Source organism: Shinella yambaruensis (genome assembly GCF_050859155.1).
Taxonomy (GTDB): domain Bacteria; phylum Pseudomonadota; class Alphaproteobacteria; order Rhizobiales; family Rhizobiaceae; genus Shinella; species Shinella yambaruensis.
Genome location: NZ_CP150638.1, coordinates 4,148,966 through 4,169,845, shown reverse-complemented (window position 1 = coordinate 4,169,845; position 20,880 = coordinate 4,148,966). Strand labels below are relative to the sequence as shown.

The window sequence follows — 20,880 nt, the reverse complement described above, 5'->3', positions numbered from 1 at the left end:
TGTTCAATATATTGGACATTGACGGATGGCAAGCCCGTATCCGCTGCCGCAAAAAAGGGGAACGACATGAAAACGCTTGAAAACAGCCCGACCGTTTCGCGGCGCAGCCGCCTTCTCGCGGGCGCCGCCGCCGCTGCGGCCATCCTTGCCCTTTCGGCCGGCAGCGCCTCGGCCGCCGCCAATTGCATCAAGGGCGACCGCAAGGCGCCCTATACGGTCGGCTGGGCGAACATCTATTCGGTGCCGACCTGGATGAAGCAGACCGAAGGCACGATTGCTGCCGAGGTCGAGGAGCTGAAGAAGGCCGGACTCGTGAAGAACCTGATGATCACGGACGCGCAGGGCAACGCCCAGACGCAGATCCAGCACATCCAGTCGATGATCGACGCCAATGTCGATGCGATCGTGGTCATCGCCGGCTCCTCCAACGCGCTCGACCGCGTCATTTCGGATGCCTGCGACAAGGGTATCGCGGTGGTGAACTTCGACAGCCTCGTCAACACGGAAAAGGTGACGGCGAAGATCAACACCGATTCCAGCGAATGGGGCGCGGGCGCTGCCAAGTGGCTTGCCGACCAGCTCGGCGGCAAGGGCAAGATCATCGTCATGAACGGCCCGGCCGGGATTTCCGTCAGCGATGACCGCCGCAAGGGCGCCCAGCCGGTGCTCGACGCCAATCCGGGCCTCGAAATCATCACCGAGACCAACACGGAATACAATGTCGCGCCGGCGCAGGAGGCGATGACCAGCCTGCTCTTCGCCAATCCGGAAATCGACGGCGTGCTCTCGCTCGGCGGCGCGATTTCGGCCGGTTCCGTCATGGCCTTCGACCGCCAGGGCCGCGAGCAGGTGCCGATCACCGGCGAGAATGCCCGCCAGTTCCTCGAACTGTGGAAGGAAAAGGGCCTGAAGGGGTGGGCCACCATGCAGCCGAACTGGCTCGGCGCGCTCTCGGTCTACACGGCCGTGCAGGCGCTGGAAGGCAAGGACGTGCCGGCCTTCGTCAAGGTGCCGCTGCCCGTCATCGACGACAGCACCATCGACACCTACCTCGCCCGCGCGGACCAGTTCCCGGCCGACGGCTACATCTACTCGGATTACGACAAGGCGCTGTTCGACAAGCTGCTCGCCCAGTAATCCCGTGAAGGATGCCGTCATGACGGAAACAAGACCCCTGCTGGAGGCCCGGCAGGTGTTCAAGGGGTTTTTCGGCAATCCCGTTCTGAAGGGCGTCGACATAGCCCTTCATCCGGGCAGGGTCCATGCCCTGCTCGGGGAGAACGGCGCGGGAAAATCCACGCTGATCAATCTCCTTTCCGGCGCTCTCCAGCCGGACAGCGGCGCCATCCTCGTCGATGGCCGGCCGGTCGGGCGTTTCAGCCCGGCCGCCGCCCGCGCCGCGGGCATCGCCGTGGTGCAGCAGGAGCTGAGCCTGACTGCCGACCTGTCGATCGCCGAGAATATCGGGCTCGGCGCCTTTCCGCGCCGTTTCGGCCTCATCGACTATGCCGCGCTTCAGAAGGGCGTGCGGGAGGTCTGCGCCATGGTGGGGCTCACCGAGCCGCTCGACATGCCGGTCGCCGATCTTTCGCTCGGCCGCCGGCAGATGGTGGAGATCGCCAAGGCGCTGTTCCGCAAGCCGCGCGTGCTGATCCTCGACGAGCCGACCTCCTCGCTTTCCGCGCATGAGGCCGGCATTCTCGCCCGCCTCATCGGGACGCTGCGCGACCGCGGCACGGCGCTCCTCTACATCTCCCACCGGCTCAACGAGGTGCAGGCGCTCTGCGCCCATGTCACCGTGCTGAAGGACGGCGGCGTCACCGCGGACCAGTCGCTGGCCGGCATCGACGGCGAGGGCCTGGTGCGTCTCATGGTGGGCCGCGAGACGGGCGATCTCTTCCCGCCGCGTTCCGCCACCGCTCCCGGTGCGACGCGTATAAACGTCGAGACATTCTCGGCCGGCCTCGTGCGCGAGATCGGCTTTTCCGCCCGCGCCGGCGAGATCGTCGGCATCGGCGGCCTCGTCGGGCAGGGGCAGGAAGACCTGCTGCTCGGTCTTTACGGTGCCATTCCCGCAAGGGCCGACCATGCCGAGGTCTCCGGCCTTCCCCGCCTGCCCGCCCATGTCGGCGAGGCGAATGCCGCAGGCATCGTCTATGTGCCGGCGGATCGCAAGCATGAGGGGCTGGTCCTGCCCCATTCCATCGCCGCCAATCTCATCCTGCCCTCGCTCGGCCGGCTCGCCCGGCGCGGTTTTCGCGACCGTGCGGCGGAGGCCGGGCTGATCGCCGACCTGGCGCGGCGCCTGACGATCAAGGGCGACGTCGCCCGGCCGGTGCAGGCGCTCTCCGGCGGTAACCAGCAGAAGGTGGCGCTCGCCAAGTGGCTGCCGCTCGATCCGTCCATCCTGCTGCTCAACGATCCGACGCGCGGCGTCGATATCGAGACCAAGCGCGAGATCTACCTCATGCTGCGCGCGTTTGCCGCCGAAGGGCGGCTCGTCATCCTCGCCAGCTCCGATACGCCGGAACTCGTGCATCTGTGCGATCGCGTCGTCGTGCTGCGCGAGGGGCATGTCGCTGCCCGGCTTTCCGGCGCGGCGATCAGCGAGGAGGCCATCGTCGGCGCCGCCATGGGCATCCACGAAAAGGGAGAGGCCGCATGAGCGCCGTTCCGTCCTCCGGCTGGCTTTACGGGGCCATCCAGCGCGGCCGCAATCGCGGCCTCGGCGGCCTCTACCTGGTCGTCGCCGCCTTCCTCGTCCTCTATGCGGTGCTGTTTCCCGGCATCCTCTCCGTCAGCGGCTTTTCCAAGTTCACGCAGAACTGGTTCCCGCTGGCACTCGTCACCATGGCGCAGGCGCTCCTGATGCTGAATGGCGGCATCACGCTTGCCATCGGCCCGCTGGTCAGCCTCGGCGCGGTGATCGCGGCGACGACCATGGGCGGCGCGCTGGGCGTTCCCGGCGGCATCCTCGCCGTCGCGCTTGCCGGCCTTGCCATCGGTGCCGTCATCGGCGCCATCGTGGCGCATCTGCGGCTGCCGGCCATCATCGTCACGCTGGCGGGCTCCTTCATCATCACCGGCGTCGCGCTGATCCTGCTGCCGCGTCCGGGCGGCTTCATTCCGGACTGGCTGTCGACGACGCTGGCCGGCCATACGCCGGTCGCCTTCCTGCTGCTCGTCGCCATCCTCCTTGCCTGGAAGGCGTTCCTGGCGACGCCGCTCGGCATCGGCATCTATGCCGCCGGCGACAACCCGATCGGCGCCTTCCGCTCCGGCGTTCCGGTCGATCGGGTGAAAATCGTCGCCTTCGCGCTGTCCGGCCTGCTGGCGGCGCTGGCCGGTCTCTTCGTCGCGGCGCAGACGGGCTCGGGCGATCCGGTCATCGGCACGCCCTTCACGCTGAATTCGATTGCGGCCGCCGTGCTCGGCGGCGTCGGCTTCCTCGGCGGCAAGGGCACGATGCGCGGCGCGATCTGCGGCAGCCTCCTGCTCTCGGTCATGATCAACGTCATGTTCTTCCTCGGTTTCCCGCCGGTCGCGCAATATGTCGCGCAGGGCCTGATCATCGTCGGCGCCGTGGCGGTGCCGGAACTCTTGAAGCAATGGAGGGCAAGGCGATGAAGGCCGTGAAAGCCGTGTTCCGCAATCCGCCGCTCCTGACCTTCCTCCTGGTGGCCCTCGTCTGGCTCGTCGCCAGCCTCACGCTGCGCGGTTTCGGCGCCTATGGGCACCTGCGCTATCTCCTGGAGCTTGCCGCCGTCATCGGCATCGTCGCGGCCGGGCAGACGCTGGTCATCCTGATGGGCGGCATCGACCTCTCCGTCGGGGCGGTCATCACCGTTACGGCGATCCTGCTGCCGCTGATCTCGCCGGCCGCCGACCCGACCGGCCTCGTCGGCATCGTGCTCGCCCTTGCCCTCGCCACCGGAATCGGCCTCCTCAATGGGGCGGGCGCGGCCTATCTGCGCGTGCCGCCGATCATCATGACGCTCGCCATGGCGACGTTTCTCCAGGGGCTGCTCGTCATCGTCGCAGGCGGCAGCGCCGTCACCGTCAGCAATCCCGCGGTCATCCTGCTCGGCCAGGCCCGCCCCCTCGGCATTCCCGCCGGCATCCTCCTCTGGATCGTCGTCTCGGTCGTCGTGCTCCTCATCATCCACCGCATGCCGCTCGGCGCGCGCTTCCTCGCGCTCGGGGCCAATCCGCTGGCCGCGCGGCTTTCCGGCGTCAGCGTTGCGCGGAACACGCTGCTCCTCTATGCGCTGTCCGGCTTCTTCGCGGGGCTTGCCGGCATCCTGGTGCTCGGCATGAACCGGCAGGGCTATGTCGGCATCGGCGATCCCTATCTCCTGATGTCGATCGCCGCCGTCGTGCTCGGCGGCACCTCCATCCTCGGCGGGCGCGGCACCTATGCCGGCACCATTCCCGGCGCCATCCTGCTCGTCACCACCACGGCGCTGATCACCGTCGTCAATGCCTCGCCGGGCTGGCGCTCCATCATGTTCGGTTCGCTGATCCTCGCGCTTCTGCTCATCTCCGGCCGCGAGGCGCGGCGATGACGGTGCGCTATGACGGGCCGGTGATCGACCCGCACCACCACCTCTGGGACCTCTCGCTGAAGCGTCACCCCTGGCTGGAAAAGGCGCGGACGGAGGGCGGGGAAATGGTCTATGGCAGCCTTGCGCCGATCCTGCGGGACTACGGCGTGGAAGACTACCGCCGGGATGCGGCGAACCAGAACGTGGTGGCCAGCGTGCATGTCGAGGCCGGCTGGTCCGACGCCCATCCGCTGGAGGAAAGCCGCTGGCTTGCCGGTCTCGACCGGACGTCCGGCGTCGCGAAGCGCTGCGTTGCCCGCGTTCCGCTCGACAGCCCGGACGCCGCCCGCCTGATCGAGGCGGAGGCGGCCAATCCCGATGTCGCCGGCATCCGCGATATCGTCAGCTGGCATCCGGAGCCGGCAAAGAGCTTCGCCTCCCGCGCCCACCGCATGGCCGATCCCGCCTGGCGCGCCGGCTTGTCCCATCTCGCCCGGCACGATCTTGTCTTCGACCTCATGCTCTATCCCTGGCAGATGGACGAGGCGCTCGATCTCGTGCGCGCCTTTCCGCAGACGCTGTTCGTGCTCAACCATGGCGGCAGCCCGGCCGACCGCAGCGCGGAGGGGATGGCGCTCTGGCGCGAGGGCCTTGCGGCGCTCGGCCGCGAAGCGAATGTGCGGCTGAAGATTTCCGACCTCGTCGCCTATGACAATGACTGGACGCCGGAAAGCCTGCACCCGGTAATCGAGCATTGCCTCGCCTGTTTCGGCCCTCGCCGGGCGATGTTCGCCAGCGATTTTCCCGTCACCGGCCTGCACGCCTCGTTCGACGCGATCTACGCCGTCTTTCGCGCCGCGGCCGGGCCGCTGTCGCTCGATGAACAGCGCGCCCTCTTCTTCACGACCGCCAACGACACCTATCGCCTCGGGATCGCCGATCCCGTCGCGGCCAAGGGAGAAAACCATGCCTGACCTTTCCGTGACCGGACCGGACAATCCGGTGATCGACGATCGCATCCGCGGCTTTCCGCCGGGCCAGGCGGCTCTGCCGCTCGATGCTATCGGGGCGCAGGGCTGGAAGCCCTATGACGGCGCGATGGCCCTGCCGCTGATCTCGCTCGACCGGGAGGCTTTTGCCGGCAATGTCGCGCTGATGATGGATTATGTGCGCGATCACGGTATTGCCATCGCGCCCCATGCGAAGACGCCGATGTCGGCGGCGCTTGCCGGCGCGCTGCTGGCGGCCGGCGCCTGGGGCACCACGGTGGCCGATATCCGCCAGGCCGCCGTGCTGCTGAAGGCCGGCCAGCGCCGGCTGATCCTCGCCAACGAGATCGGCGGTGCGGCGGCCGCGCGCCGGTTCGCGGCGCTTGCCGCAAACCATCCCGATGCGGAACTGCACGTCTTCGTCGATTCGGTCGATCTGGTCGAAGCCCTGCGGGCCGCCTGGCAGGGGCGCAAGGGTCTCCCGCCGCTCGGCCTTCTCGTCGAGCTCGGCGCCGGCCGTGCCGGGGCACGCAGCGCCGAAGCGGCGGGCGCGATCCTCGATGCCATCCTCGCCGCGGAAACGCCCGCCTTCCGGCTCACCGGCATCGCGACCTATGAGGGCGCCGCCGCAACGGCGGACGCGGAAGAGACCCTGCGCCGGATCGACGGGCTGGTGGCGCTGACGGCGGCCTTCCTGCCAGAGGTCCGCGCCCGGGTCGGTGATGCGCGCCCGCTGATCGTCACGGCGGGCGGCTCGGTCTTCTTCGACCGGGTGGTGGCCGGCCTCTCCGCCGCGGTCGCCGCCGATCCCGACAGCCGGCTCGTATTGCGCAGCGGCGCGATCTTCTTCCATGACCACGGCGTCTACGAGCGCGGCCTTGCCGGGCTGGATGCCCGCGCGGGCTTCCGCTTCGGCGGGCAGGTCCGCTCGGCCGGCAGCGGCTTCAGGCCGGCGCTGCGGGTCTGGGCCGAGGTGCTCTCGCTGCCCGAGCCGGGCCTTGCGATCTGCGGCATGGGCCTGCGCGATGTCGCGATGGACCAGGGCCTGCCGCGGCCGCTGGCGCTCTATCGCGACGGCGCATTGCTTGGCCGCCTTGCCGGGGCCGACGTGCTCCGCCTCAACGACCAGCATGCCTTCATGTCGCTTCCCGCCGGCAGCGACATGCGCATCGGCGACGTGGTCGAGTTCGGCATCTCGCATCCCTGCACCTGCCTCGACCGGCACGCGATCCTCTATGGCCTTGCCCCCGACCACACGGTCACGGCAGCCTATCCCACCAGCTTCGGCTGATCCTCCCAAGAAGAAAGGAAATACCCCATGATCCAGCGTTACCAGAAGGGCTCGCGCATGAGCCAGGCCGTCAGCTATGGCGGGCTCGTCTATATTGCCGGCCAGGTCGCGGAGAACCGCAAGGCCGGCCTCGAGGACCAGACGCGCGACGTGCTCGGCAAGATCGACGCCCTTCTGAAGGAAGCCGGCACGGATCGCTCGAAACTGCTCGCCGTCAATGTCTTCCTGCCGGCGATCGTCGATTTCGAGGCGATGAACGGCGTCTACGATGCCTGGATCGATCCCGAAAACCCGCCGGCCCGCGCCTGCGTCGAAGCCCGCCTTGCCGATCCGGACCTGCGCGTCGAAATGACCGCCGTCGCCGCGCTCTGACACCCCCGCCCGAACTGGAGCCACCATGCACAGCGGCCTCGTCAATCCGATCGATCTTTCCCGGGACGGCCGGCAGGCCGGGCATCTCGCCATCCCTTATTCGGTCGACCGCTCGCCCTATTACCAGATCCGCATCCCTATCCTGCGGCTGAAGAACGGCGAGGGGCCGAGCCTGCTGCTGATGGCGGGCAATCATGGCGACGAATACGAGGGCGAGCTCCAGCTCGGGCGGCTGATGCGCCGGCTCGACATCACGAAAATCCGCGGCGCCGTCACCATCCTGCCGATGGCCAACCTGCCGGCGGTGATGGCGGCGCGGCGCTGCTCGCCCTTCGACGGCGGCAATCTCAACCGCGCCTTTCCCGGCGATCCGGCCGGCACGCCGACGGCGCGGCTGGCGCATTTCCTCGAACACGATCTCTTTCCGCGCCATGACGCGGTGCTCGACTTGCATTCGGGCGGCACCTCCATGGCGCATCTGCCCTGCACGCTGATCGAGCGGCAGGCGGATGCCGCGCGCTTTGCGCGCTCGGTCGCGCTGATGCGGGCGATGGGCGCCGCGCATGCCTTCATCGCCGACAACGGACCGGCGGCGCCGACCTCGATGGGCGCGGCGGGACGCGCCGGCACGATCGGCCTTTCCGGCGAATTCGGCGGCGGCGGCACGGTGACGCCGGAGAGCATGGCGTTCACGGCGGCGGCGATCGACCGGCTGCTCATGGCACTCGGCATTGCGAAAGAGCCGGTGCTGTCGCGCGCGCCGCTCGCGGCGCCGCCGGCGCTGCAGCTACTGTCGCTGTCGCGGCACAGCCAGGGCATCTATGCGGACCGGCGCGGCTGGTTCGAGCCCGCCGTGCCGCTCGGCACGACCGTCTCGGCGGGCGATCTTGCCGGCTGGTATCACGATCTCGAACGGCTGGAGCAGCCGGAAGAGGAATTGCACTTTGCCGAAAGCGGCATCGTCATCTCGCACCGGCTGCATTGCGACAGCCAGGCCGGCGACTGCCTGATCCAGGTCGCCGAGCCGATCGACGGCTGAGCCCTCAGGTGATCGCGCCGACGGCTTCCTTCACCCAGTCGAGGCGCTTTGCCGGAATGAGCCCGTAATTGTAGAAGTTCACGCCGTCGGCGCCGGCCTCGACGGCGGCCTTCGCGCGGGCGGAAAGGATGGCCGGGCCATCGACCTCGGGATAGAAGACGCGCAGCCCCAGCCCTAGGAACTTGCCCGGGCCGAGCATCGCCCGGCCGGTGCGGATGACGTCGCCGACGGCCTCCGGCGCCATGTCGTAGCAGCAGAGGATTGCGCCGTCGCAGAGCTTCCCGACCGCTTCGAGGTCGACGCCGCCGAGCCAGCCGTCCTTCAGGTCGATCAGCACGATGCGCGTCGCCGGGTCGGCGGCCGCCTTGATCTCGCCGATCAGGCTCGTCACCGGCTCGGTGCGCCAGGCGAGGAAGGCATGCAGGTCGGGGTGATCGCGGAAAGCATCGATGCCGGCGGCGGGGAAATCGGGAAACTGCTTTTCCGGCACCGCGCGCTCGCACAGTTCGGCGATGAAGCGCGCCACCGTTTCCTGCGCGCCGTCCACCGGTATGCCCGCCTTCCGGGCACGGGCGGTGCAATGGTCGCAGAAGCAGAGCGACAGGAGGAAGTCGTCCTCGGCATTGAGGCCGACGCCATCCTTCTCATGGTGGTATTCGTGGGCAAAGCCCATGAAGTTGGGGCTTTCCAGCTCCAGCATGTCCGGCCTGTGGTTCACCGTGATGTCGCGCACCAGCGTCACGACATAGTCGCGCGCCGCCGGGCTGGAGGGGCAGAGATTGTAATGGTTGGCATTGCCGAAGGCGTTGCGGGTCACGTGATCGGGATGCAGCATGCCGAGGCGGGTATTGTGCAGGCAGACCGTCCAGCAGGAGACGGCAAGGCCGGTCGTCGCGCGCGCTTTTGTCAGCGCGTCCAGCATGTCGCCGCGGTCAGTGACGTTCTGCGCCATCAGGGGGCGGATTTCCTTGCCCTGCCACAGCGCTTCGTCCGGCCGGAAATAGACGGTGCCGTCTTCCGGGAAGTAGGCCTTCTGTTGCGGGCTGCGCGGCTGGAGGAAGCGGCCGGCATGGTAGGCGGTCGCAAGGCTCACCGTGTTGAGGCCGGCCCGGCCGGAAAGATCGGCGGCGAACGCCTGCAATCCCTGGTCCTGGATGTCCCAGGGATAGGTCCACATGGAAAGATGCATGGCGTGCTCCCGGCAAATCTGTCCATTTTATAGAACATCTGTCCATAATAGTGTCCAGAAGGATTTTCGATGCGGTGCCGCGCGGCTTGCATCGCTGCTTGCATTGCTGAAAGAATCCGCCGGTTGCGTCCATCAGGCCGGATGCTCCGGGCGCTTCCGCCGCGCGCCGGAATGGCCCCGTTGGTATTTTCGACGCACTGAATGTCGCGAACCGGAGGGATTCCTTGCAAGAGCGGGGGTAGCTTCTCGCCATTGCAGGGGCTTGCGCGAAGGCAAGCGGCCTGAAATATGCGCCAAGCCGTCCATGCGGCGTATGAAAGGGGATCCGCCGGTGCCAGCCCTCCGCATCGGCCGAACGCGAGAAACGAACCGATGAAGACCTATGTGCTGACCGTATCGTGCCAATCGACCCGCGGCATTGTCGCCGCGATTACCGGCTACCTCGCCGAGAAGGAGTGCAACATCGTCGACAGTTCGCAGTTCGACGACCAGGAGACGGGCCTGTTCTTCATGCGCCTGACCTTCAAGAGCGAAGGCGGCGCAAGCCAGGACGATATCGACGCGGGTTTTGCGCCGGTCGCCAAGGCCTTCGCCATGGCCTACGAGTTCCACAACAGCGACGAGCGCATGAAGGTGCTGCTGATGGTCTCGCGCTTCGGCCATTGCCTGAACGACCTGCTCTACCGCTGGAAGATCGGCGCGCTGCCGATCGACATCGTCGGCGTCGTCTCGAACCATTTCGATTACCAGAAGGTCATCGTCAACCACGACATCCCCTTCCACCACGTCAAGGTGACGAAGGAGAACAAGCCGCAGGCCGAGGCGCGGCTGATGGAGATCGTCGAGCAGTCGGGCGCCGAGCTGATCGTGCTCGCCCGCTACATGCAGGTGCTGTCGGATGCGGTGTGCAAGAAGATGTCGGGCCGGATCATCAACATCCACCACTCGTTCCTGCCGTCGTTCAAGGGGGCGAACCCGTACAAGCAGGCCTTCGAGCGCGGCGTGAAGCTGATCGGTGCGACGGCGCACTATGTGACGGAAGACCTCGACGAGGGTCCGATCATCGAGCAGGACGTGGCGCGCATCACGCATGCGCAGTCGGCGGACGACTATGTGTCGATCGGCCGGGACGTGGAGAGCCAGGTTCTGGCCCGCGCGGTGCATGCCCATATCCACCACCGCGTCTTCATGAACGGCAACAAGACCATCGTCTTCCCGCCCAGCCCCGGTTCCTACGCCTCCGAGCGCATGGGCTGAGCCGAAGACGACGAAAGGCCGGCGAAACGCCGGCCTTTTCATATTCGGGAACGTCTGCGATCGCCTCAGTGGCTTGCCGGCAGGCGCGGCAGGAAGATGGTGAGGATACCGAGCAGCGGCATGTAGGAGCAGACCTGGTAGACGAAGTTGATGCCGTGGCTGTCAGCGAAGATGCCGAGCACCGCCGCGCCGAGGCCGCCCGCCCCGAAGGCGAAGCCGAAGAAGATGCCGGCGATCATGCCGACGCGGCCCGGGATCAGCTCCTGCGCGAAGACGACGATGGCGGAGAAGGCGGAGGAGAAGATCAGCCCGATCAGCACCGTCAGCACGCCCGTCCAGAACAGGTTCGCATAGGGCAGCATCAGGGCGAAGGGGATGACGCCGAGGATCGAGAACCAGATGACGAAGCGCGCGCCGAACCGGTCGCCGATCGGCCCGCCCATGAACACGCCGAGCGCCGAGGCCCCGAGGAAGAGGAACAGCATGAGCTGCGCGTCGCGCACGCCGAGGCCGAAATTCTCCATCGTGTAGAACGTGAAATAGCTCGATATGCTGGCGAGATAGGCGTTCTTCGTCGTCGTCAGCAGCACCAGGACGGCAAGCGCCCAGGCGACGCGGCCGCGCGGCAGCGGCAGCGCGCGGCTGACGGCGGGACGGCCCGCGGCAAGCCGCCGCTCGCCGGCATACCAGTTGCCGACCCAGGTGAGGATGACCATGCCGAGGAGCGCGACCGCCGAGAACCAGGCGACGCTCGTCTGGCCGAAGGGCAGCACGATGAAGGCGGCGAGCAGCGGCCCGATCGCCGTGCCGGCATTGCCGCCGACCTGGAACATCGACTGCGCAAGCCCGTGGCGGCCGCCGGAGGCAAGGCGGGCGACGCGCGAGGATTCCGGGTGGAAGATCGCCGAGCCGAGGCCGATCAGGCAGGCGCCGAAGACCAGGACCGGGAAGCTGTGCGCATAGGCGAGCATGATGAGGCCGACGAAGGTGCTGCCCATGCCGACCGGCAGCGAGAAGGGCATCGGCCAGCGGTCCGTGACGATGCCGACGGCCGGCTGCAGCAGCGAGGCGGTGACCTGGAAGGCCATGGTCAGAAGGCCGATCTGCAAGAAATCGAGCGCGTAGTTTTCCTTCAGCAGCGGATAGAGCGACGTCAGCAGCGACTGCATGATGTCGTTCAGCATGTGGCAGGCGCTGACGGCGACGATGATGGAATAGGTGGTGGTGGCGGCGCTGCGGGGCGCTGCGGGAACGACTGTCGACATGGTGGCCTCGAATGATACGCGCGAATTCCGCGTCATGGCTGCTTCCCATACAGGGATTGCCAGCGGCCTGCTTTCGTGCTGAGGTCCATTTCTTACGCGAGTGGGCCAAAGATGGAAAAACTGACCGATGCGCGCCGCAAGGCGCTCGATGACGACCACATCCGCAACCTTTCCCGCATGGAACAGGCGAATACGGATGTCCTGGTCCACAGTTCGGAGATTCCGGGCGGTTATACGGTGCCGCCGCACCGCCATCGCCGCACGCAGTTCCTGTGCGTCTTCGCCGGTGTGGTGCTGGTGGGGACAGATCGCGGGCGCTGGATGATTCCGCCCGGCCATGCGCTGCTCATCCCGCGCGGTCTCGAACATTCCGTCGAGATGCTCAGCGATGTCAGCATGCGCTCGGTCTATATCTATTCGCCGGAAGGCCGGGCCGCCTCGTTGGTTCCCACCGTGCTGGAGGTCACCGACCTTGCCCGCCAGCTCATCACGGAAACCGTCCGGCAGGATGACCTGGCGGAGGACCGCGGGCGCAGCGAACTCGTCATGGCGCTGCTGCTCGACGAGATCGGCCGCCTGCCGGAGCGCCGGCTCGGCCTGCCCTTTCCGGCAAGCGGCCGGCTGGCCGAACTCTGCCGGGATTTCGTCGAACAGCCCTCGCCGGTGGCCAAGATCGACGATTGGGCACGGCGCTTGAACATGAGCCGGCGCACCTTCACGCGCTTCTTCCGGCAGGAGACGGGCGTCAGCTTCGTCACCTGGCGCCAGCAGGCCTGTCTTTTCGCCTGCCTGCCGCGCCTTGCCGCCGGCGAGCCGGTGACGCGCGTGGCGCTCGATGCCGGTTATGAGAGCGTGCCGGCCTTCACCACCATGTTCAAGCGCATGCTGGGGGCCTCGCCGCGCGCCTATCTGACCAGCCGCGCGGCCGCCTGAGTCTCAAAAAGACCGGCAAAGGACGCGATCCGGGGACTGTTTTCCGCCGGCTTTTGGGATTAGGAAGAGGTGCGGGACCCAATTCGGGCCGCGAACCGGGAGCGCGGGGTCGCACGGGAGACGGACTTTGAGAAAGATACTGGTCATCGGGATCGGCGCGGGCAATCCCGAGCACATGACCGTTCAGGCGGTGGGTGCGCTGAACCGGGCGGATGTGCTGCTCATTCCGACGAAGGGCGACGAGAAGGCCTTTCTGGCCGATGCGCGCCGCGAGATCTGTGACCGGTTCCTCGAGAATGCGCGTTGCCGCATCCTCGACTATGCTGTGCCGGTGCGCCGCGCCGATGGCAGCTACGAGGACGGCGTCAACGACTGGCACCGCGCCATCGCCGCCATCTACGAACGCAGCCTTCTTGACGACGTCGGCGAGGACGAGACGCTCGGCCTGCTCGTCTGGGGCGATCCGATGCTCTATGACAGCACATTGCGTATCATCGATCATGTGCGCACGGCCGGCCGCGTCGCCTTCGAGATCGAGGTCATTCCGGGCATCACCAGCATCCAGGCGCTCTGCGCCGGCCATGCCATCACGCTCAACCGCATCGGCCTGCCCGTCGAGATCACCACCGGCCGCCGCCTCGCCGAGGCCTGGCCGGGCACCGCGCGCGATGCGCTCGTCATGCTCGACGGCGTCGAGGCCTTCCGCAGGGTGGAGGACCCGGAGGCGGACATCTGGTGGGGCGCCTATCTCGGCACGCCGCACGAGATCCTGCTGTCCGGCCGGCTTGCCGATATCGCCGACACCATCAGCGAGACCCGCCGCAAGGCGCGCGCGGCGCACGGCTGGATCATGGACACCTACCTGATCCGCCGCCCGGCACCCGAGGCGGAGGAGGGCGCGGCATGACGGCGACCTCAGCGATACTTCCGGGCGAAGCCGGTGCGTTGCGGCGCGGCGCGTGCCCCTCCATCGCCGCCCCGATGCGGACCGGCGACGGCCTTCTGGTGCGCCTGCGCCCCGTCGCGACGGCCCTGACGGCACAAGACCTCCTCGTCCTTGCCGATCTGGCGCGGGCGCACGGCAACGGCCTCATCGAGATCACCGCGCGCGGCAATCTCCAGCTTCGCGGCCTCACCGAAGCCTCCATTCCGCATCTTGCCGCCGGCCTTGCCGCGGCCGGCATTACCCCGCAGACGGGCGTCGCCATCGAGGTGCCGCCGCTTGCCGGCATCGACCCGGCCGAGCTTGCTGATGCCGCGCCGCTTGCCGATGCGCTGCGCGCGGCCCTTGCCGATGCCGCCCTTTCCCTGGCGCCCAAGCTTGCCGTCGTCGTCGATGGCGGGGGCGTGCTTTCCCTTGCCGACATGGTCGCTGATATCCGGCTCGACGCCGTCGCCGGCGCACAAGGCCTCGCCTGGCGGCTTTCCGTCGGTGGTGATCGCGCCACGGCGATGGCCGTCGCGCTGCTGCCCGGCGAAAGGGCCGTCGAAGGCGTGATGACGGTCGCCGCCGCCCTTGCCGCCATCGGGCCGGCGGCGCGGGGACGGGATCTCGATTCGGCGCTGCTGGCGGCCGTGCTCCGTGCGGATCCGGTACCGCCGCTTTCCGCCGCTTCATCCGTCCATCCGCTCGGCGTGCACCGGATCGGCGCCGAAACGGTGCTGGGGCTTGCCCCGGCCTATGGCCAGATCCATGCCGACCGACTTGCCGCGCTGGTGCGCGCGCTTGCCGGCTGCGGCGCGACGGAATTCCGCCTTGCGCCGCACCACACGCTGCTGGTGCGCGGGCTCCGTGCGGAAGCGCTTGCCGCCGCGCAGGCCTGTGCGATGCGGGAGCGCGTCTGGAGCACGCAGGATGCGCCCGGACGGGCCGTCTCCGTCTGTGCCGGTGCCGCCGGCTGCGCCGCGGCCAGCTTCGATACCCATACCGTCGCCGATGCCCTTGTGGCGGAGGCGGGCGATCTCCTGGACGGCTCCTTCGACGTGCATGTCTCCGGCTGCCCGAAGGGCTGCGCCCATCCGGCCGCCGCCGCCGTCACGCTGTGCGGCACTGCCGCCGGCGTCGGCCTTGTTCTTGATGGACGCGCGGGCGATGCCGCCGCGGCGATCCTGCCCGCCGATGCGTTGCGGCCCGCCCTGCACCGTCTCGGCGCCCTCCTGCGGGCGCGCCGTGCGGAGGGCGAGACGGCCGGAAACCTCATAGACCGCACCGCGCCCGCCATCCTCGTTTCCGCTTACCAAGGCCAACAATGACCGATTACGACTACATCAAGGATGGCACGGCCATCTATGAGAAATCCTTCGCGATCATCCGTGCGGAAGCCGATCTTTCGCGCTTTTCCGAAGAGGAGTCGGATGTCGCCGTGCGCATGATCCATGCCGCCGGCCTCGTCGAGGCGGCGCCGCATTTCGCCTTCTCGCCCGGTTTCGTCGCGGCGGCGCGTGGTGCGCTCCAGGCCGGCGCGCCGATCTTCTGCGATGCGGAGATGGTTGCGCGCGGCGTGACGGCAGCGCGCCTGCCGGCCGGCAACGACGTGCTCTGCATGCTGCGCGATCCGCGCACGCCCGACATTGCCCGGGACATCGGCAATACGCGCTCGGCCGCGGCCATCCGCCTCTGGCTCGATCGCCTCGCCGGCTCCGTCGTCGCCATCGGCAATGCGCCGACGGCGCTGTTCTACCTGCTCGAACTCCTGCGGGATGGCGCGCCGAAACCGGCGGCGATCCTCGGCATGCCGGTCGGCTTCGTCGGCGCCGCGGAATCCAAGGATGCGCTCGCCGAAAATTCCTATGGCGTGCCCTTCGCCATCGTGCGCGGCCGCCTGGGCGGCAGCGCCATGACGGCAGCGGCGCTCAATTCGCTGGCGAGGCCGGGACTGTGAACATGGTGGCGACGGTGACGGGACGACTTTACGGCGTGGGCACGGGACCGGGCGATCCGGAACTCCTGACGCTCAAGGCGGTGCGGGCGATCGGCGAGGCGGATGTGCTCGCCTATTTCGCCAAGGCCGGGCGTGCGGGCAATGGGCGGGCGATCGTCGAGGGCCTGTTGAGGCCCGGCATGGCGGAGCTGCCGCTCTACTATCCGGTGACGACGGAAATCGACAAGGACCACGACGACTACAAGCGCCAGATCACGGCCTTCTACGACGCCTCGGCCGCCGCCGTCGCGCAGCACCTTGCCGCCGGCCGCACGGTCGCCATCCTCTCGGAAGGCGATCCGATGTTCTACGGCTCCTACATGCACCTGCATGTGCGGCTCGCCGACCGTTTCCCGACCGAGGTCATTCCCGGCATCACGGCCATGTCCGGCTGCTGGTCGCTGTCGGGGCTGCCGATCGTGCAGGGCGACGACGTGCTCTCCGTGCTGCCGGGCACGATGGGCGAGGCGGAACTGTCGCGCCGCCTCGTCGACACCGAGGCCGCCGTCATCATGAAGGTCGGCCGCAACCTGCCGAAGATCCGCCGGGCGCTGGCAAGCGCCGGCCGGCTCGGCGAGGCGATCTATGTCGAGCGCGGCACCATGCCGACGAGCCGCTCCATGCGGCTTTCCGAAAAGCTCGACGATACCGCGCCCTATTTCTCGCTGGTCCTCGTGCCGGGCTGGAGCGGCCGCGCATGACGGGCCGGCTTTTCGTGATCGGCACCGGGCCGGGCAATCCGGACCAGATGACGCCGGAGGCACGGCAGGCGGTCGAGGCCGCGCGCGAATTCTTCGGCTATTTTCCCTATATCGACCGGCTGAACCTCCGGCCGGACCAGATCAAGGTCGCCTCCGACAACCGCGAGGAGCTGAACCGGGCCGAGGCCGCGCTGAGACGGACGGCCGAGGGTGTCGATGTCTGCGTCGTCTCGGGCGGCGATCCCGGCGTCTTCGCCATGGCGGCCGCCGTCTGCGAGGCGATCGATGCGGGGCCGGACGAATGGAAGAGGGTGGATCTTACCATCGTGCCCGGCGTCACCGCCATGCTGGCGGTCGCTGCGCGCATCGGCGCGCCGCTTGGTCACGATTTCTGCGCCATCTCGCTGTCCGACAACCTGAAACCCTGGGAGGTCATCGAGACGCGGCTGCGCCTCGTGTCCGAGGCTGGCCTCGTGATCGCGCTCTACAACCCGATCAGCAAGGCGCGCCCCTGGCAGCTAGGCCGGGCCTTCGAGATCCTGCGCGAGACGCTGCCGGCCGCAACACCCGTCATCTTCGGCCGCGCCGCGGGCCGGCCGGACGAGCGCATGCTGGTCATGCCGCTCGGCGAGGCCGAGGCGGAGCGTGCCGACATGGCGACCTGCGTCGTCATCGGCTCGCCGGCAACGCGCGTCGTTTCCCGCCCGGGCCTGCCGGACCTCGTCTATACGCCGCGCTTCCTCGAAGAGCCGACAAGATGATCGGCGAGCCGCACCGCATCCTCGACGGTTCCCGCGTGGTGGCTATCGCGCGCTTCCGCCCGCTCGACCAGAACGACGGGCAGGCCGAGAATGCGCGCGGCGACGATCTTGCCATAGGTGGCGTCGCCGCCGGAATTCTTGCTGACGACGACATCGATGCGATGGTCGCGCAGAAGTTCGACCTCCGCTTCCACGGCAAACGGGCCGCGGGCGAGCAGGTAGGCGACGTCGGGGGCGGCAAGCGGCGGATCGACGGGATCGACGCTGCGCACGAGATAGTGGTGCTGCGGCGCGGCATCGAAGGCCTTCGCCTCCTGGCGGCCGATGGCGAGGAACACGCGACGCGGCGCTTCGCCGAGCGCGCTGACGGCCTCGGTCACCGTGGCGACGCATGTCCAGCGGTCGCCCTCCACCGCGTCCCAGCCGCGCCGCTCCAGCCGCAGCAGCGGGGTGCCGGTCGCCGCGCTGGCGGCGCGGGCATTGGCGGAGATCTGCCGGGCGAAGGGATGCGTCGCGTCGATCAGGAGATCGATGGAATTCTCGCAAAGATAGGCCGAAAGTCCCTCGACGCCGCCGAAGCCGCCGGTACGGACGGGCACGGGCTGCGGCGCGGGATCGAGCGTGCGGCCGGCGAGCGACAGCGTGACGGCAAGATCGGCCCTGCCGGCGAGCGCACCGGCAAGGTCCCGCGCCTCCGCCGTGCCGCCCAAGATGAGGATGCGTCGCTTGTCCACGCCTGATCAGCCCCTTTCGACAGCCGCTCCCTGGCTTTCCATCGTCGGGATCGGCGAAGACGGTCTAGCCGGTCTCGGCGACGAGGCCAAGGCCGCGATCGGCTGCGCCGAAATCGTCTTCGGCGGCGCGCGGCACCTGGAGCTAGCCGATGCGGCGATCCGCGGCGTGCGCCACGGCTGGCTCAGCCCCTTCGAACGCTCGGTGGAGGCGGTTCTGGCCGCGCGGGGCCGGCCCGTCGTCGTGCTCGCCTCGGGCGATCCCTTCTTCTACGGCGTCGGCGTCACGCTTTCCCGGCGCATCGCGCGGGCGGAGATGCGCGTCTTCACGGCGCCCTCCGCCTTCAGCCTTGCCGCATCGCGCATGGGCTGGGCCCTGCAGGACACGGTCTGCGTTTCGCTGCACGGCCGTCCCGTCGATCTCGTCCGCCCGCACCTGCATCCCGGCTGCCGCATCCTGGCGCTGACCTCGGACAGCGACGGGCCGGCGGCGCTTGCCGCGCTGCTGGCGGAAAGTGGTTTCGGCGGCTCGGCGCTGACCGTGCTGGAAGCGCTCGGCGGCGCGCGGGAGCGGGTGAGCCACCATCAGGCCGGCCGGTTCGCCCTCGATGGAGCCGACATGCTGAATGTCTGCGCGGTGGAGGTTGTCGCCGGAGATGGCGCGCGGGTGCTCGCCTGTACGCCGGGCCTCGACGACGGACTGTTCGAGCATGACGGCCAGATCACCAAGCGCGAGGTGCGTGCGCTGACGCTCTCGGCCCTTGCGCCGCGCCGCGGCGAGCTTCTCTGGGATATCGGCGCCGGCTCGGGCTCGATCGGCATCGAATGGATGCTGGCCGATCCATCGCTCCGGGCCATCGCCATCGAGGGCCATGCGGAGCGCGCCGCCCGCATCCGCCGCAATGCCGGGCGCTGCGGCGTGCCGGGCCTTGCCGTGGTCGAGGGGGCGGCGCCGGAGGCGCTTGCGGGACTTGCCGCGCCGGACGCGATCTTCATCGGCGGCGGCGGCAGCGAGGCGGGCGTCATGCCGGCGGCGATCGACGGCCTGAAGCCGGGCGGCCGGCTTGTCGCCAATGCGGTGACGACGGAAATGGAAGCCGTGCTCCTCGCCCAGCATGCCCGGCTCGGCGGTTCGCTGATCCGGATCGACATCGCGCGCGCATCGCCCGTCGGGCAGATGACGGGCTGGCGGCCGGCCATGCCGGTCACGCAGTGGACGTGGGCGAAGCCGGCGCAACCTATCGAGGACGAGGAATGACCGTTCACTTCATCGGCGCCGGCCCCGGCGCTGCCGATCTCATCACCGTGCGCGGCCGCGATCTCATCGGCGCCTGCCCGGTCTGCCTCTATGCCGGCTCCATCGTGTCGCCGGAGCTCCTGCAATATTGCCCGCCGGGCGCGCGCATCGTCGATACGGCGCCGATGTCGCTCGACGAGATCGAGGCCGAATATCTGCGCGCCGCCGCGGCGGGCGAGGATGTGGCGCGGCTGCATTCCGGCGATCTCTCGGTCTGGAGCGCCGTCGCCGAGCAGATCCGCCGGCTGGAAAAGCACGGGCTCGCCTATACGCTGACGCCGGGCGTGCCCTCCTTTGCCGCTGCCGCCGCCGCGCTCGGCCGCGAGCTCACCATTCCCGCCGTCGCGCAGAGCCTCGTGCTCACCCGGGTCTCCGGCCGCGCCTCGCCGATGCCGAACCGCGAGACGCTTGAGAATTTCGGCGCGACGGGGGCGACGCTGGCGATCCATCTTGCCATCCACGCGCTGGACAAGGTCGTCCTGGACCTGACGCCGCTCTATGGCGCGGATTGCCCGGTGGCGATCGTGGTCAAGGCCTCCTGGCCCGATGAGCGCGTGGTGCGCGGCACGCTGGCCGATATCGTGGCGAGGGTCGCCGAGGAGCCGATCGAGCGCACGGCGCTGATCTTCGTCGGCCGCTCGCTCGGCGCGGAGGATTTTCGCGAAAGCTCGCTCTATGACCCCGCCTACCAGCGCCGGTTCCGGGGACGCGACGGGCTTTAGGCCAATAGGGTTTCGAAGGCGAGCGAGGCCCTCGAGCGGTAGCGTTCCCTGTGGCGCAGCAGACGGAAGGCGCGTTCCGGCAGGTCGAAGGCGATGCGGGCCATGCGGCCGGCGGCAAGGTCGTCCTCCACGACGAATTCGGAGACCGCCGTCAGCGCCTCGCCGGCGAGCACGGCGCTGCGCACGGCTTCGTTGGAAGGCAGGGAAAGCGCGATGTCCAGCGCCTCCTCGGGCAGCGCCGCCGTCAGGGCGCGTCGCGTGCCCGAGCCCGGCTCGCGCAGCACCCAGCGGACGGCGGCCAGATCCTCCGCATCGATGCCGGGCTTGCCGGCGAGCGGATGGTCCGATGGCGCGACGATAACCACCCGGTCGCGCGCAATGATGCGCTGGGCGAGGGCGGGATGGTCGATCTCGCCTTCGACGAAACCGAGCTCCGCCCGCCCGTCGATAACCGCCTCGGCGGCCTCGTCGGTATTGCCGCCGGTCAGGCGGATATCGATCGCCGGATAGGCGTCGCGGAAATGCATGAGACGCGGCGGCAGCCAGTAGCCGGCGACGGTCTGGCTGGCGGCGAGCGTCAGCGTGCCGCGTTTCAGGCCGCCGATCTCGGTGAGGAAGAGGTCCGCGCTGCCCGCCCGTGCCAGCGTGGCCCGCGCCTCCGGCAGGAAGGCCTCGCCCGTCTCGGTCAGCTCGATCCGCCGCCCCGTGCGGTGGAACAGCGCGATGCCGTAGCGCTCCTCCAGCACGCGGATCGCCGAGCTGACGGCCGAGGGGGTGAGGTTCAGCGCATCGGCGGCCTTGGTCAGGTGCTCCCGTTCCGCCACGGCGACGAAGATCCGGAGCTGTTCCAGCGTCATCATCTGTTCGA

Annotated in this window: 21 protein-coding genes; 17 read left to right on the top strand and 4 right to left on the bottom strand. The window is 68.7% G+C overall.

Features of this window, described 5'->3' with window-relative positions; translation table 11 throughout:
• Positions 1–66: 66 nt before the first annotated feature.
• The 8 genes from WMC41_RS20285 to WMC41_RS20250 are packed head-to-tail and all read left to right on the top strand — an operon-like array spanning position 67 to position 8,235.
• Entirely contained in the window at positions 67–1,137 is a 1,071-nt protein-coding gene (locus WMC41_RS20285; protein ID WP_432345989.1) for an ABC transporter substrate-binding protein, read from the top strand.
• 19 nt (positions 1,138–1,156) lie between these two features.
• On the top strand, positions 1,157–2,665 hold the full coding sequence (locus WMC41_RS20280; protein ID WP_432345987.1) for a sugar ABC transporter ATP-binding protein: 1,509 nt from the start codon (positions 1,157–1,159) through the stop codon (positions 2,663–2,665).
• Complete coding sequence (locus WMC41_RS20275) at positions 2,662–3,627, top strand: ABC transporter permease (RefSeq protein ID WP_432345985.1); 966 nt, start codon at positions 2,662–2,664, stop codon at positions 3,625–3,627. Before WMC41_RS20280 ends, WMC41_RS20275 begins: the two co-directional genes overlap by 4 nt.
• Positions 3,609–4,565, top strand: a complete 957-nt coding sequence (locus WMC41_RS20270) for an ABC transporter permease (RefSeq protein ID WP_398433245.1) — start codon at positions 3,609–3,611, stop codon at positions 4,563–4,565. The genes WMC41_RS20275 and WMC41_RS20270 overlap by 19 nt, the downstream gene beginning before the upstream one ends.
• A complete protein-coding gene (locus WMC41_RS20265) occupies positions 4,562–5,518 on the top strand; it encodes an amidohydrolase family protein (protein WP_432345982.1) in 957 nt (318 codons plus the stop codon). The genes WMC41_RS20270 and WMC41_RS20265 overlap by 4 nt, the downstream gene beginning before the upstream one ends.
• Positions 5,511–6,824, top strand: coding sequence for an alanine racemase (locus WMC41_RS20260; RefSeq protein WP_432345980.1), 1,314 nt, complete (start codon positions 5,511–5,513; stop codon positions 6,822–6,824). Before WMC41_RS20265 ends, WMC41_RS20260 begins: the two co-directional genes overlap by 8 nt.
• A gap of 27 nt (positions 6,825–6,851) precedes the next feature.
• Positions 6,852–7,196 carry a RidA family protein gene (locus WMC41_RS20255; RefSeq protein WP_023514656.1) on the top strand — a complete coding sequence of 115 codons (345 nt, stop codon included), beginning with the start codon at positions 6,852–6,854 and terminating at the stop codon, positions 7,194–7,196.
• A gap of 25 nt (positions 7,197–7,221) precedes the next feature.
• On the top strand, positions 7,222–8,235 hold the full coding sequence (locus WMC41_RS20250) for a succinylglutamate desuccinylase/aspartoacylase family protein (RefSeq protein ID WP_432345978.1): 1,014 nt from the start codon (positions 7,222–7,224) through the stop codon (positions 8,233–8,235).
• 4 nt (positions 8,236–8,239) lie between these two features.
• Here WMC41_RS20250 and WMC41_RS20245 read toward each other — a convergent pair whose 3' ends face one another.
• A complete protein-coding gene (locus WMC41_RS20245; protein WP_432345976.1) occupies positions 8,240–9,424 on the bottom strand; it encodes a hypothetical protein in 1,185 nt (394 codons plus the stop codon).
• A 372-nt stretch (positions 9,425–9,796) separates the two neighbouring features.
• Between WMC41_RS20245 and purU the strand changes: the two genes are divergently transcribed.
• Entirely contained in the window at positions 9,797–10,681 is an 885-nt protein-coding gene (gene purU / locus WMC41_RS20240) for a formyltetrahydrofolate deformylase (protein WP_263195050.1), read from the top strand.
• A 65-nt stretch (positions 10,682–10,746) separates the two neighbouring features.
• Here the strand turns inward: purU and WMC41_RS20235 are convergent, their stop codons facing one another.
• On the bottom strand, positions 10,747–11,946 hold the full coding sequence (locus WMC41_RS20235; RefSeq protein WP_432345973.1) for an MFS transporter: 1,200 nt from the start codon (positions 11,944–11,946) through the stop codon (positions 10,747–10,749).
• Positions 11,947–12,057: 111 nt separating this feature from the next.
• Here WMC41_RS20235 and WMC41_RS20230 point away from each other — a divergent pair, with 111 nt between their 5' ends.
• The 6 genes from WMC41_RS20230 to WMC41_RS20205 all read left to right on the top strand — a co-directional run bounded on the left by WMC41_RS20230 (position 12,058) and on the right by WMC41_RS20205 (position 17,262).
• Positions 12,058–12,879 (top strand): AraC family transcriptional regulator, encoded by an 822-nt coding sequence (locus WMC41_RS20230; protein ID WP_432345971.1) that lies wholly within the window; start codon positions 12,058–12,060, stop codon positions 12,877–12,879.
• A 127-nt stretch (positions 12,880–13,006) separates the two neighbouring features.
• Positions 13,007–13,786 (top strand): precorrin-6A synthase (deacetylating), encoded by a 780-nt coding sequence (gene cobF / locus WMC41_RS20225; protein WP_432345969.1) that lies wholly within the window; start codon positions 13,007–13,009, stop codon positions 13,784–13,786.
• Complete coding sequence (gene cobG, locus WMC41_RS20220) at positions 13,783–15,132, top strand: precorrin-3B synthase (protein WP_432345967.1); 1,350 nt, start codon at positions 13,783–13,785, stop codon at positions 15,130–15,132. The genes cobF and cobG overlap by 4 nt, the downstream gene beginning before the upstream one ends.
• A complete protein-coding gene (locus WMC41_RS20215) occupies positions 15,129–15,761 on the top strand; it encodes a precorrin-8X methylmutase (protein WP_432345965.1) in 633 nt (210 codons plus the stop codon). The genes cobG and WMC41_RS20215 overlap by 4 nt, the downstream gene beginning before the upstream one ends.
• Before the next feature lie 2 nt (positions 15,762–15,763).
• The gene (locus WMC41_RS20210; RefSeq protein ID WP_245083250.1) at positions 15,764–16,501 is read left to right on the top strand and encodes a precorrin-2 C(20)-methyltransferase; all 738 of its coding nucleotides are present in this window, start codon (positions 15,764–15,766) and stop codon (positions 16,499–16,501) included.
• Positions 16,498–17,262, top strand: a complete 765-nt coding sequence (locus WMC41_RS20205) for a precorrin-3B C(17)-methyltransferase (RefSeq protein WP_432345963.1) — start codon at positions 16,498–16,500, stop codon at positions 17,260–17,262. The genes WMC41_RS20210 and WMC41_RS20205 overlap by 4 nt, the downstream gene beginning before the upstream one ends.
• On the opposite strand, the gene WMC41_RS20200 is transcribed toward WMC41_RS20205, so the two are convergent.
• Positions 17,226–17,996: a cobalt-precorrin-6A reductase gene (locus WMC41_RS20200; RefSeq protein WP_432345961.1), complete on the bottom strand. Its 771-nt coding sequence runs from the start codon at positions 17,994–17,996 to the stop codon at positions 17,226–17,228. The two genes, WMC41_RS20205 and WMC41_RS20200, sit on opposite strands and share 37 nt — an antisense overlap.
• Here WMC41_RS20200 and cbiE point away from each other — a divergent pair.
• Positions 17,980–19,251, top strand: coding sequence for a precorrin-6y C5,15-methyltransferase (decarboxylating) subunit CbiE (gene cbiE, locus WMC41_RS20195; protein ID WP_432345959.1), 1,272 nt, complete (start codon positions 17,980–17,982; stop codon positions 19,249–19,251). The two genes, WMC41_RS20200 and cbiE, sit on opposite strands and share 17 nt — an antisense overlap.
• A complete protein-coding gene (cobM, locus tag WMC41_RS20190) occupies positions 19,248–20,012 on the top strand; it encodes a precorrin-4 C(11)-methyltransferase (protein WP_432345957.1) in 765 nt (254 codons plus the stop codon). Before cbiE ends, cobM begins: the two co-directional genes overlap by 4 nt.
• Here cobM and WMC41_RS20185 read toward each other — a convergent pair.
• The gene (locus tag WMC41_RS20185) at positions 20,009–20,869 is read right to left on the bottom strand and encodes a LysR substrate-binding domain-containing protein (RefSeq protein ID WP_432348381.1); all 861 of its coding nucleotides are present in this window, start codon (positions 20,867–20,869) and stop codon (positions 20,009–20,011) included. The two genes, cobM and WMC41_RS20185, sit on opposite strands and share 4 nt — an antisense overlap.
• Between the last annotated feature and the right edge of the window lie 11 nt (positions 20,870–20,880).

Coding starts and splice junctions, on each gene's coding strand:
- WMC41_RS20285 (WP_432345989.1), top strand. CDS start 67: ATGAAAACGCTTGAAAACAGCCCGACCGTTTCGCGGCGCAGCCGCCTT.
- WMC41_RS20280 (WP_432345987.1), top strand. CDS start 1,157: ATGACGGAAACAAGACCCCTGCTGGAGGCCCGGCAGGTGTTCAAGGGG.
- WMC41_RS20275 (WP_432345985.1), top strand. CDS start 2,662: ATGAGCGCCGTTCCGTCCTCCGGCTGGCTTTACGGGGCCATCCAGCGC.
- WMC41_RS20270 (WP_398433245.1), top strand. CDS start 3,609: ATGGAGGGCAAGGCGATGAAGGCCGTGAAAGCCGTGTTCCGCAATCCG.
- WMC41_RS20265 (WP_432345982.1), top strand. CDS start 4,562: ATGACGGTGCGCTATGACGGGCCGGTGATCGACCCGCACCACCACCTC.
- WMC41_RS20260 (WP_432345980.1), top strand. CDS start 5,511: ATGCCTGACCTTTCCGTGACCGGACCGGACAATCCGGTGATCGACGAT.
- WMC41_RS20255 (WP_023514656.1), top strand. CDS start 6,852: ATGATCCAGCGTTACCAGAAGGGCTCGCGCATGAGCCAGGCCGTCAGC.
- WMC41_RS20250 (WP_432345978.1), top strand. CDS start 7,222: ATGCACAGCGGCCTCGTCAATCCGATCGATCTTTCCCGGGACGGCCGG.
- WMC41_RS20245 (WP_432345976.1), bottom strand. CDS start 9,424: ATGCATCTTTCCATGTGGACCTATCCCTGGGACATCCAGGACCAGGGA.
- purU (WP_263195050.1), top strand. CDS start 9,797: ATGAAGACCTATGTGCTGACCGTATCGTGCCAATCGACCCGCGGCATT.
- WMC41_RS20235 (WP_432345973.1), bottom strand. CDS start 11,946: ATGTCGACAGTCGTTCCCGCAGCGCCCCGCAGCGCCGCCACCACCACC.
- WMC41_RS20230 (WP_432345971.1), top strand. CDS start 12,058: ATGGAAAAACTGACCGATGCGCGCCGCAAGGCGCTCGATGACGACCAC.
- cobG (WP_432345967.1), top strand. CDS start 13,783: ATGACGGCGACCTCAGCGATACTTCCGGGCGAAGCCGGTGCGTTGCGG.
- WMC41_RS20215 (WP_432345965.1), top strand. CDS start 15,129: ATGACCGATTACGACTACATCAAGGATGGCACGGCCATCTATGAGAAA.
- WMC41_RS20210 (WP_245083250.1), top strand. CDS start 15,764: ATGGTGGCGACGGTGACGGGACGACTTTACGGCGTGGGCACGGGACCG.
- WMC41_RS20205 (WP_432345963.1), top strand. CDS start 16,498: ATGACGGGCCGGCTTTTCGTGATCGGCACCGGGCCGGGCAATCCGGAC.
- cbiE (WP_432345959.1), top strand. CDS start 17,980: ATGCGTCGCTTGTCCACGCCTGATCAGCCCCTTTCGACAGCCGCTCCC.
- cobM (WP_432345957.1), top strand. CDS start 19,248: ATGACCGTTCACTTCATCGGCGCCGGCCCCGGCGCTGCCGATCTCATC.
- WMC41_RS20185 (WP_432348381.1), bottom strand. CDS start 20,869: ATGACGCTGGAACAGCTCCGGATCTTCGTCGCCGTGGCGGAACGGGAG.